The organism is Psychrobacter piscatorii (assembly GCF_904846415.1).
GTDB lineage: Bacteria > Pseudomonadota > Gammaproteobacteria > Pseudomonadales > Moraxellaceae > Psychrobacter > Psychrobacter piscatorii.
This window is the reverse complement of sequence record NZ_CAJHAR010000034.1, coordinates 18,620-28,003: the sequence shown is the minus strand read 5'-3', so window position 1 is coordinate 28,003 and position 9,384 is coordinate 18,620. Positions and strand designations below refer to the sequence as shown.

9 protein-coding genes are annotated in these 9,384 nt (G+C 45.0%); 7 read left to right on the top strand and 2 right to left on the bottom strand.

All coding sequences use genetic code 11. The features are described from left to right. The first annotated feature begins 216 nt into the window (after positions 1-216). Positions 217-1,104 carry an energy transducer TonB gene (locus tag JMX83_RS12935; RefSeq protein WP_201602518.1) on the top strand — a complete coding sequence of 296 codons (888 nt, stop codon included), beginning with the start codon at positions 217-219 and terminating at the stop codon, positions 1,102-1,104. 145 nt (positions 1,105-1,249) lie between these two features. Continuing rightward, complete coding sequence (locus tag JMX83_RS12930; RefSeq protein WP_201602516.1) at positions 1,250-2,125, top strand: mechanosensitive ion channel family protein; 876 nt, start codon at positions 1,250-1,252, stop codon at positions 2,123-2,125. An 11-nt stretch (positions 2,126-2,136) separates the two neighbouring features. On the opposite strand, the gene ybeY is transcribed toward JMX83_RS12930, so the two are convergent. Continuing rightward, complete coding sequence (gene ybeY / locus JMX83_RS12925; protein ID WP_201602514.1) at positions 2,137-2,742, bottom strand: rRNA maturation RNase YbeY; 606 nt, start codon at positions 2,740-2,742, stop codon at positions 2,137-2,139. Between the two features lie 180 nt (positions 2,743-2,922). Continuing rightward, entirely contained in the window at positions 2,923-4,008 is a 1,086-nt protein-coding gene (locus JMX83_RS12920) for a PhoH family protein (protein WP_058024365.1), read from the bottom strand. Between the two features lie 608 nt (positions 4,009-4,616). On the opposite strand from JMX83_RS12920, the gene JMX83_RS12915 reads away from it, so the two are divergent. The 5 genes from JMX83_RS12915 to JMX83_RS12895 all read left to right on the top strand — a co-directional run bounded on the left by JMX83_RS12915 (position 4,617) and on the right by JMX83_RS12895 (position 9,368). After that, positions 4,617-5,924, top strand: coding sequence for a UbiH/UbiF/VisC/COQ6 family ubiquinone biosynthesis hydroxylase (locus JMX83_RS12915; RefSeq protein WP_201602506.1), 1,308 nt, complete (start codon positions 4,617-4,619; stop codon positions 5,922-5,924). A gap of 108 nt (positions 5,925-6,032) precedes the next feature. Further along, positions 6,033-7,292 carry an FAD-dependent monooxygenase gene (locus tag JMX83_RS12910; RefSeq protein WP_201602504.1) on the top strand — a complete coding sequence of 420 codons (1,260 nt, stop codon included), beginning with the start codon at positions 6,033-6,035 and terminating at the stop codon, positions 7,290-7,292. A gap of 82 nt (positions 7,293-7,374) precedes the next feature. Next, positions 7,375-7,992 (top strand): OmpA family protein, encoded by a 618-nt coding sequence (locus JMX83_RS12905; RefSeq protein ID WP_201602502.1) that lies wholly within the window; start codon positions 7,375-7,377, stop codon positions 7,990-7,992. Between the two features lie 12 nt (positions 7,993-8,004). Next, entirely contained in the window at positions 8,005-8,661 is a 657-nt protein-coding gene (locus JMX83_RS12900; RefSeq protein ID WP_201602500.1) for an OmpA family protein, read from the top strand. 77 nt (positions 8,662-8,738) lie between these two features. Beyond that, positions 8,739-9,368 carry an OmpA family protein gene (locus tag JMX83_RS12895; RefSeq protein ID WP_201602498.1) on the top strand — a complete coding sequence of 210 codons (630 nt, stop codon included), beginning with the start codon at positions 8,739-8,741 and terminating at the stop codon, positions 9,366-9,368. Positions 9,369-9,384 lie beyond the last annotated feature (16 nt).

Sequence of the window (9,384 nt, the reverse complement as noted above, 5' to 3'; positions counted from 1 at the left end):
GGGAGGATGCAGTAAAGGTCGCCCGTTGAAACAGAAAACAAGTGACCTTCGTGAGAAAGTCGCCTAAGAGCATTTGCTTTTAGAATCCCCCACTTGAGCTTGGCGAAAGTGGTGGGAGTATGTCAAGTCATGTTATGATAGCGCCAACATATATCGTGCATATCACTACGTGCTCATTCATAAATCATACGCCTGACCTATCAGCTGAGACCCATTGTGGCCTATATCAAAGACTCACAAAGCTACCATTTTTCGGCGCAACCTCCCAAGCGTAATGTGAGCTTACCTGTAGCGATTGTCATTGCGGTCGCCATACACGTGTTGATTATTTTTGGCATTAGCTTTTCGATGGGTAAAGACCCTGCGGCCATGATGCAGGATGTGGCAAAGGCGCTCACCGATAATATGAAGCCAAACGAAGACGCGCATTTTATTGCCAACGCCTCACAAGAAGGGGGCGGTACCATAGAGGAGCGGCTGAGACAAGAGAATGACCAAATGAGTCCATTGTCTGCTGAGCAAATGAGCGAGACACAAGACGTCATCAATCTACAGCGCCAAGTTCGACAGCAGCGCTACCAAGAGAGCTATCTGCGCACCACGTTAAGCTGGCGTCAGGCGAGCGTAGAGTCGGATAATGATAGCAAACAAGCACAAGATGACATCATGGCACAAGAAGAGCGTCTGCGTAAGCAAATCGCTACTTTAGAAGCGCAATTGTCTCAGCGCCAGCAAGTCTATGCAACCAAATCCAAAGTGGTCACTATGGATAGTAACTCGACCACGCGCGGGGCAGCAGCCGACTATATCAATACTTTCCGTGAGCATGTCGAGCGTGTCGGCAATCTGCATTATCCTGTGCAAGCACGGGCGCAAGGCATTACGGGTGAAGTGCGGCTCATGGTCATCATTAGTAATAATGGCAATATTAAAGCCATTCGCCTGCTAGAAAGCTCAAATTCGACGATATTGGATGAGGCCGCAAAACAGTCAGTACGGCAAGCAGCACCTTTTGGACAATTCACCAAAGAGATGAGTGATATTGTTGAGTTACGACTGATACGTACTTATCGCTATAGTGACGAAGTGGATGTCACTTACTAACGCCACAAAACTAAAGCGATAAAAAATCAGTGACACGATAAATAAACATAGAATATCAACGAATACGTCATAATATTCGACGACAATAATTGAGAGTAATCGACACCCAAATTTATAACACACTGCTATAGAGTAAAGAGTTAGTATGGAATTTTTAGGTTTTACAGTAGATGTTGCAACGCTTACCAGCAATGCATTAGAGATAGTCATCAAGGTGGCTTTGGCAATAATTATATTTATCGTTGGACGTTGGCTTGCCAAAAAAGCCGTCGACTTCTCTGGCCGTCTCATGACGCGTAGTCATTTAGATGAAACAGTCTCTGGCTTTCTAAGCCGTCTGTTGTATGGCGTGCTATTGGTTGTCGTAGTCTTAGCCGCACTTAGCAAAGTTGGCGTACAGACCACCTCGGTCGTTGCTATCTTGGGCGGTGCCGCGGTGGCGGTTGGTTTGTCACTAAAGGATCAGCTATCGAATTTTGCCGCTGGCATCATGATTGTGACTTTTCGCCCGTTTGTGCGCGGTGACTATGTGCAAATCAGCAGCTATACGGGTACGGTGACCGAGATTACCTTGGTCAACACCCATCTGACGACGATCAATAACCACGATATCATTATCCCTAATAGTGACATCACAACGTCGCCTGTGGTCAATTATACAGCGCTGCCCAATCGCCGCGTCGATATCACAGTAGGTATTGGCTATGATGCGGATATCAAAATAGCCAAAGATCTGATGCTAAGCCTCGCCAGAAATAACCCGTTGTCTTTTACCGATCCTGAGCCTATTGTACGAGTAACCAATCTTGGTGATAATTCAGTTGATTTGACATTGAACGTGTGGACAACCAATGCTGACTGGTGGACCATGCAGTGTCAGTTACTTGAGCAGTTCAAACACGCGTTGGATGACGAGAAGATTGAGATTCCATTCCCGCAGCGTAGCGTCCATGTCAAAGGCTTGGATCAAATGATCAATCAAATGGGTCAAGCGCAAAAGCTGCCGACCACTAAAGATTGATTAAGACCGAATCAAAGATAAGGGTTTGGTAGGTTTAGGCCTGCCAAAATCTCAATCTCAAAGCGCTCCATCTCATCTTGCTCGGCCTCTCCGAGCTCATGATCAAAACCCAGTAGGTGCAGCACGCCATGTATCAGCAAATGGCCGATGTGCTGTGCCACAGTTTTGTCTTGCTCTTGTGCTTCACGTACCATGACCTCATGACAGATAATAAGCTCACCAAGAGACAGCGTTGGCATTAGTCCGATGATGGCGACAGGCAACTCACTTGGATAAGACAAAATATTGGTCGCGTAGTCCTTACCGCGTGCCTCTAAATTGAGGGCTTGGCCTTCGATTTCATCAGTAATATATATATCCAAGGTTTTAGGTTTTTCTTGCCACAGTTCAGAATCGATATCTGCAAAGTAGGGTAGCGTCAGACCTGCATTGATGCGCGCATTTATATAATCTAAAGTGGCCATCATGACAGAGAATAGATACTTACGATCATAAAACGTATCAAGCGTCTCATCATCGATACTATCGGCTGCATTAATATCCAGTGCTACCAAGCTGTCATCGTCATCAGTGGCGCTATGATCTTGGTGGCTATTATTACTGTCAAATTGGTTCATATCGTTGTCCTGTTTTATTATGAATGGGCGTGTTTAGTCGGCTATACTCAATCTAGACCATGCCTCACCCAAGTAATGCTAAACCTAGGCAATCTCTGCCAAGAAAAAACCGGACTACTTTAGTAATCCGGTTTTTCTATGCAATATAAATCTTTATAGTAAATTGTTCTAGCATTATTATTACAGTTTGGCAGCAGCATTAGCCACAGCTTGTCTACGTTCTTGCTCTTTGATACGTTCAAACTTACGTTTTTCTTCTAAAGCCATTTGCTCTTCATCGTACACATCATAAGCTTCAACGATTTGTTGTACCAACTGATGGCGTACCACATCTTTTGAGTCAAACTTGGTGATATGAATCTCTTCGATGTCTTTTAAGATCTCCATCGCCTGTGCGAGACCTGACTTATGACCGCGCGGCAAATCGACCTGCGTGATATCACCAGTAATCACTGCACGTGAGCCAAAGCCCAGACGTGTCAAAAACATTTTCATCTGTTCAGGCGTGGTGTTCTGTGCTTCGTCCAAAATAACAAATGAGTTATTGAGCGTACGACCACGCATATACGCAAGCGGTGCGATTTCGATGATTTGTTTTTCGATCATCTTGCCAACTTTCTCAAAACCTATCATCTCATAGAGCGCGTCATACAATGGGCGCAAGTAAGGATCAATTTTTTGCGTCAAATCACCGGGCAAGAAGCCCAGTTTTTCGCCGGCTTCTACGGCTGGACGTACGAGCAAAATACGCTCAATCTCGTTACGTTCTAGCATATCGACTGCACAAGCGACCGCAAGATAGGTCTTACCAGTACCAGCAGGGCCAATACCGAACGACACATCAGAGCTTAAGACGTTTTTTACATAGCGCTGCTGGTTGCCACCGCGCGGTATGATGCGACCCTTACGTGTGCGTAAGCTAACAGGCGTAAACTCATTAGCCTCATCTGATTCTGCATCCTCGATATCATCATCCTGCTCGTCGTCGTCCATATCCTCATCACGCGAGATGCTGGATTGGATAATCAGATGCAGCTCTTCTGCGCTGATATCTTTGGTATTCTGGGCTTCATCGACCATCTTATAGATAATACGTTCACCGCGCTCGACAGCGGTCACATCGCCACTCAAGCAAAAATCGCCTTGGCGTTGCATGATTTTGATATCGAGGCGTTCTTGGATGTATTTCATGTGATTGTTATATTCACCAAGCACGGTTTTGAGCTGTGCTGGCGTTAGGGATTCAAACTTTATACGGCGGCTCATGGTATCAGTCAAGCGATTATCCTTGTATTGTGTGCCCGGCGCTGTGATTTAATTTTGATAGCGTCACGGGTTTCAGAGATAAAGTAGTTAGTAGCGTTATATAGGTGTCGAGTAGTTATAGTAGATACTAAAAATGACGGTAATATTATTGTTAGTTTTGTGGAAGATAATAAATAAAAGTCTTGCCTTCATTATGGTAGAGAATTTTTAAAATTCAAGCGATACATTGAGCAGATAGCGTTGTTTTTGTATGTCGATTGCAATCAATGCACAGGCCTACTCTAAATCGGGTCAACGGCATATCTATTAAGTTCATTTATCAGTTAGATAACATCATTAGTGAAAAGTGACGCTCGCATTGAGATATTGATAAGTTGAGTTTTTACTGAGTTTACCGATATAAACCTTGCCTGCGATGAGGATGGACGAACGATTTGTCTACGGTTAAGAGCGCAGCATGATAGGCAATTTGTGGTAATCTATGAGCGATATTACAGCGCTTTACGATTGAGTAAAAAGCGGCCTTTATCAGATAAAGACTATCCAATAAAACGGCTATCAATCGCCAAAGACGTGTCTGCCCAACAATTATAATAGGAACAACAACGATGCAAGAGACAGGTTCACCTTTATTCAATTCTAAAAGCCTACCTGAAAAAAGAGAAGCAATCACTGACCAGCAAGTGCTTATCGTTGGTGGCGGTCATGTCGGTTTGTCTTTTGCCTTACTACTGGCGCATCACGGCATTGCTAGTACGCTATTAGAAAAAAATCGTTATCCAACTATCAGTCCAACCGATGACCGTACGCGCAGTCATTATCTGGACAGTCGCAATACAGCGCTGTCACGGCGTACGGTACAGATCTATCAAGAGATCGGACTGTGGGATGAGCTACAAAGCCATGCGTGCCGTATTGATAGTGTGCAAATTAGTGAGCAAGGTAGCTTTGGTCGCGCGCAGCTGAATAAGGCCGAAGAGAAAGTAGAGTCTTTTGGACAAGTGATTGAGAACGCATGGCTCGGGCGTAAGCTCTTATTAGCCGCGCAGCAGTCGGCACTCATTACCCTGATCGATAATGCCAGTGTCAATGCAGTAACCCAACAAGTAGATGGCGTAACGCTGAGCTTTAGCAACGATGACGCAGCAGAAAACGAGCAACAACTACAAGCCAGCGTATTAGTCGCTTGTGATGGACGAGATTCTACGGTACGTTCACTATTGAATATTGGCACCACCACCTATGATTATCAGCAAACGGCTATCGTTGGCGTGGTAGAGACGGATAAGCCGCACGAGCATGTCGCAATTGAGCGTTTTAGCCCAGCAGGTCCATTAGCTGTGCTGCCACTGACGGATCCAGAGGGCGATGGCAATGATGGATATCAACAGGGCTATAGACGATCTGTAGTTTGGGTCTGTCCAACAGGTGAAGAAACCAAATATTTAGAAGACGACGCACATTTCTTGCAAACGCTACAGCAAGCATTTGGGCAGCGCGCTGGCAAGTTTGTCGCTGCTGGTCGCCGCGGCGCTTATCCGTTGTCCCGTGTATTGGCAGACAAGCAAGTAGAGGGTCGCTGCGTTATCATGGGCAATGCCGCTCATACTTTGCACCCTGTCGCGGGTCAAGGGTTCAATCTGTGTATGCGCGATGCGCATGTATTGGCGCAAATGATGAGCTCACAAGTGCTCAAAGGCGAAGACATCGGTAATGCACAATTACTAAAGCGCTATGAAAAAGCACGTCAAACGGATCAAAAACGGGTGATTCGATTCTGTGATGCTGTGGTACATGGCTTTACCCATCCTAATCCCGCCATTAAGCTGGCACGTAATATGGCGCTATTGGCCTTTGATAAATTACCAAATATCAAGCCATTGGTTGCGATCTACGCGATGGGTCTAAAGTCATAACAGCGTATCAAAATACGATTTAGTGAAAGTAAACAATAAATAAGAGGGGAGTCGTCCGTGCATCATTTATAGAATGATGGATGGACAATGCTCCAGAAAGGATAATTCATGAAAGACAATCATACGCTGATTATCGGTGGCGGTATCGTTGGAGCAACGCTGGCGCTAAAGCTTGCACAAGCAAAAATGCCAGTGACGTTAATTGATGCCTGTCCTGCCCGTGATGAGTCAGCGTGGCAAGCGGTTCTGAGTAAACGTGACGCGCGTGTCTATGCGCTCAGTCTGGCGAGTATTAACCTGCTCGAAGAGGTTGGCGCGTGGCAACACATTGCCGCATCCAAGCGTAAAGCCGACTATTCCCAAATGCAGGTCTGGCAACTCAACGGCATGGGCGAGCTATTGTTTGGTGATAGTCATGATCAAAGCGCTGCGCCTGAGATACTCGGTAGTATGGTTGAGCCTGCTGTTATTGAGCACGCATTATGGCAGCGTTTGCATGAAGCGGATGTCAGCGAGTATCTGACGGTTATCGTTGGTCACAAAGTGGTGAATATGGATTGGCTGGGTGCGCAGCAAGGTTACCGTGTGACCTTGGATGATGGGACAGCGATTGATACGCGTCTATTGGTCGGTGCTGATGGTCGTGGCTCATTTGTCCGTCAGCAAGCAGGGATTGGGCTCGATACGCTTGATTATAATCAAACCGCGATTTGCTGTGCGATTCAGACCGAAAAGCCCCATCAAGCGACTGCTCGCCAAGCCATGTTGCCAACGGGCACGCTAGCGCTATTGCCGTTAGCGGATATCACTGAGACTGATAAGGCAAACCCGCAACATTGGCAATCAATCGTATGGACATTGCCGCGCAATCAGGCATTGGCATTGATAGAAGAAGACGACCGCTATATCGCGGACAAACTTGCGGCAGCGAGCCATTACGAGCTGGGCGCTATTGAGCAGATTGAGTCCATCGCCAGTTTTCCTTTAGCCGCACAACAAGCAAAAAGCTATGTAGCGGATAACTTAGTACTCATCGGCGATGCCGCCCATGGCGTGCATCCGCTGGCAGGTCAAGGATTGAACCTCGGTATGCTCGATGTAAAAGTATTGTGTGAGCAACTAGCGCATGACTTTACCCGTAGTGGCGGCACACTGTGGGGCAGCAATCAAACGCTGCGTCATTATGAGCGTTCGCGTCGTCCGCACAACAGCCTAATGATGCACAGCTTCTCTGCACTGAACTGGTTGTTTGTAGGGTCGCTTGCCCAAGCGCGCCCCGTGCAGCAGATCCGTAATGAAGGCATGTATCGCGTCGGTAAAATCAAGCCATTGATGCGCTTGTTTGCGAAGCAGGCGAGTGGGGTTTGAGGTTGCTTATTTTTAGTGACACAGAGTTAGTGACATAGCATGAGTATAAGTATGGCCTATCATAACCAGTAAGGCGTTCACTATGACAAAGTTTAAGACAACAAAATTCTCTACTGCCTTATGGATGATAGGAGCTGTGGTAATAGCAGGCTGCCAATCAGTGACTCCAGCCACAAGTAATATTGCACAAGAGGTTTTAAAGCCTTCCACTTGCGTGGTTGAACCGCCACCTGTTGATGAAAATGGCGAACCTATGCCAGTGGATTTGAATGATACATTGTCTATGGAGTTACGAGTATTTTTCGATAAAGATAGTTCCGAATTAAAGGAGCAATATGCTCCGGAGTTAAATAAGATCATAGAGTTCGCGGATCGCTGTTCTAACCTGACTTTTTTTGTCCAAGGGCATACCTCCAAAATTGAACAGCAAGCCATTGACGAGAAAGCTCTACATCTCAAAAGCTCGTCTCAGCCACTGGACTTTATCTCATTATCGAGTGCTCGTGCACAAAGTATCAAAAACTACTTGGTTAATTTTGACCTGCCAGCGCATAGAATTCGCACCTTTGATTGTAGCGCTGATAATCCTATTGCTCCTAATGATACCGAGGAGGGAGCTATTATGAATCAGCGAGCGTTCGGTTGGATATCAGCGCGAGATAGGTATGATCAAATGCTACTAGATTGTAGAGAATTTTAAAGGCAAAATATTATGAAAACCAAATTGAGAAATACATTTTTAATTTTGGTAAGCACTTTGACTTTATCAGCCTGCCAAACATCTGTTTCGCAAAATCAAGCAACTCAAACTACTGATTTACCAGTTGCTAAAGTTATTTTAGACAGCGACGGTGATGGCGTACCTGACGATATAGACGAATGCCCAGGCACTCCAATAAACATAGTACCAGATGAACAGGGATGTCCTTCTTATAGTGACGATAATTTAGGTGTTAAAATAGAATATAGAGCTTTTTTTGCCAAGGGAAGTAGTGAGCTATCAAAAGAGTATCAGCTAGAGCTTGATAAAGTAGCCCAAAAGCTGCAAGAGTACAATACGGCAACGATGCGTATTGAGGCGCACGCTTCAACAGATGAAGTATCAGCTGTTGATGCAGTTTTGCAACCAAATGCTCTATCAAGAAATAGGGCGCTTATTGTCAAAAACTATCTAATAATGCAGCATCAAATTGATCCTAATCGTTTAAGTACCTTTAGTTATGGTGCTGAACAACCTATCGCGCCCTCTGACACTGAAGAAGGTAAGTCTATGAATCGTCGAGTCTATGGGCTAGCGACAGAGCCTAAAGACAGAGTAGCTCATCATAACCAAAATGACTCGAAATCAGATATATGTGTCAAGTTTTAAATAGCGCTATTATTGGTCGATAAGTATCTATGTAGTATAGATGGAGCGTGGCATTTAAAAATGTTTAGAGAGTAAAAATGATTACCAAACCCTATAATGCTTTGCTATTCGTAGCAGCCTTAACGCTAGCTGGCTGCCAAACTGCCACAACTATGCCACCTCAATATGAAAATATTAGGACGATGCAAGCAGATAGCGATTTAGATGGAGACGGCGTACTTGATGCGATAGACGAGTGTCCAGCTACACCTTGGAAGGTGATGATAGATGAAATAGGTTGTCCTATTGCAGGTATTGGAGTAGGTCTAAAAATGGAGTATCGTGCTTTTTTTACAAAGGGTAGTAGTGAGCTATCAAAAGAGTATCAGCTTGAGCTTGATAAAGTAGCAGAGCAGATGAATAAGTACGATACCGCTACTATGAAAATTGAAGCTCATATTTCGGAAGATGAAATGGGGCAGGCGTTAAGTGCTTTATCTAAAAATAGAGCTATGATTGTCAAAAACTACCTTATTTTAAAACACGACATCAAGCCTAATCGTTTGAGTACTTTTGACTGTGGTATCAGAGCGCCTATTGCATCAGCTGACACCGAAGAGGGGAAATCCATGAATCGTCGAGTCTATGGGCTAGCGACAGAGCCTAAAGACAGAGTAGCTCATCATAACCAAAATGACTCGAAATCAGATATATGTGTCAAGTTTTAAATAGCGCTATTATTGG

Excerpts from the sequence above, each read along its gene's own strand:
- JMX83_RS12920 (WP_058024365.1), bottom strand. The coding sequence starts at position 4,008 with ATGAGCCGCCGTATAAAGTTTGAATCCCTAACGCCAGCACAGCTCAAA.
- JMX83_RS12915 (WP_201602506.1), top strand. The coding sequence starts at position 4,617 with ATGCAAGAGACAGGTTCACCTTTATTCAATTCTAAAAGCCTACCTGAA.
- ybeY (WP_201602514.1), bottom strand. The coding sequence starts at position 2,742 with ATGAACCAATTTGACAGTAATAATAGCCACCAAGATCATAGCGCCACT.
- JMX83_RS12910 (WP_201602504.1), top strand. The coding sequence starts at position 6,033 with ATGAAAGACAATCATACGCTGATTATCGGTGGCGGTATCGTTGGAGCA.
- JMX83_RS12900 (WP_201602500.1), top strand. The coding sequence starts at position 8,005 with ATGAAAACCAAATTGAGAAATACATTTTTAATTTTGGTAAGCACTTTG.
- JMX83_RS12895 (WP_201602498.1), top strand. The coding sequence starts at position 8,739 with ATGATTACCAAACCCTATAATGCTTTGCTATTCGTAGCAGCCTTAACG.
- JMX83_RS12930 (WP_201602516.1), top strand. The coding sequence starts at position 1,250 with ATGGAATTTTTAGGTTTTACAGTAGATGTTGCAACGCTTACCAGCAAT.
- JMX83_RS12905 (WP_201602502.1), top strand. The coding sequence starts at position 7,375 with ATGACAAAGTTTAAGACAACAAAATTCTCTACTGCCTTATGGATGATA.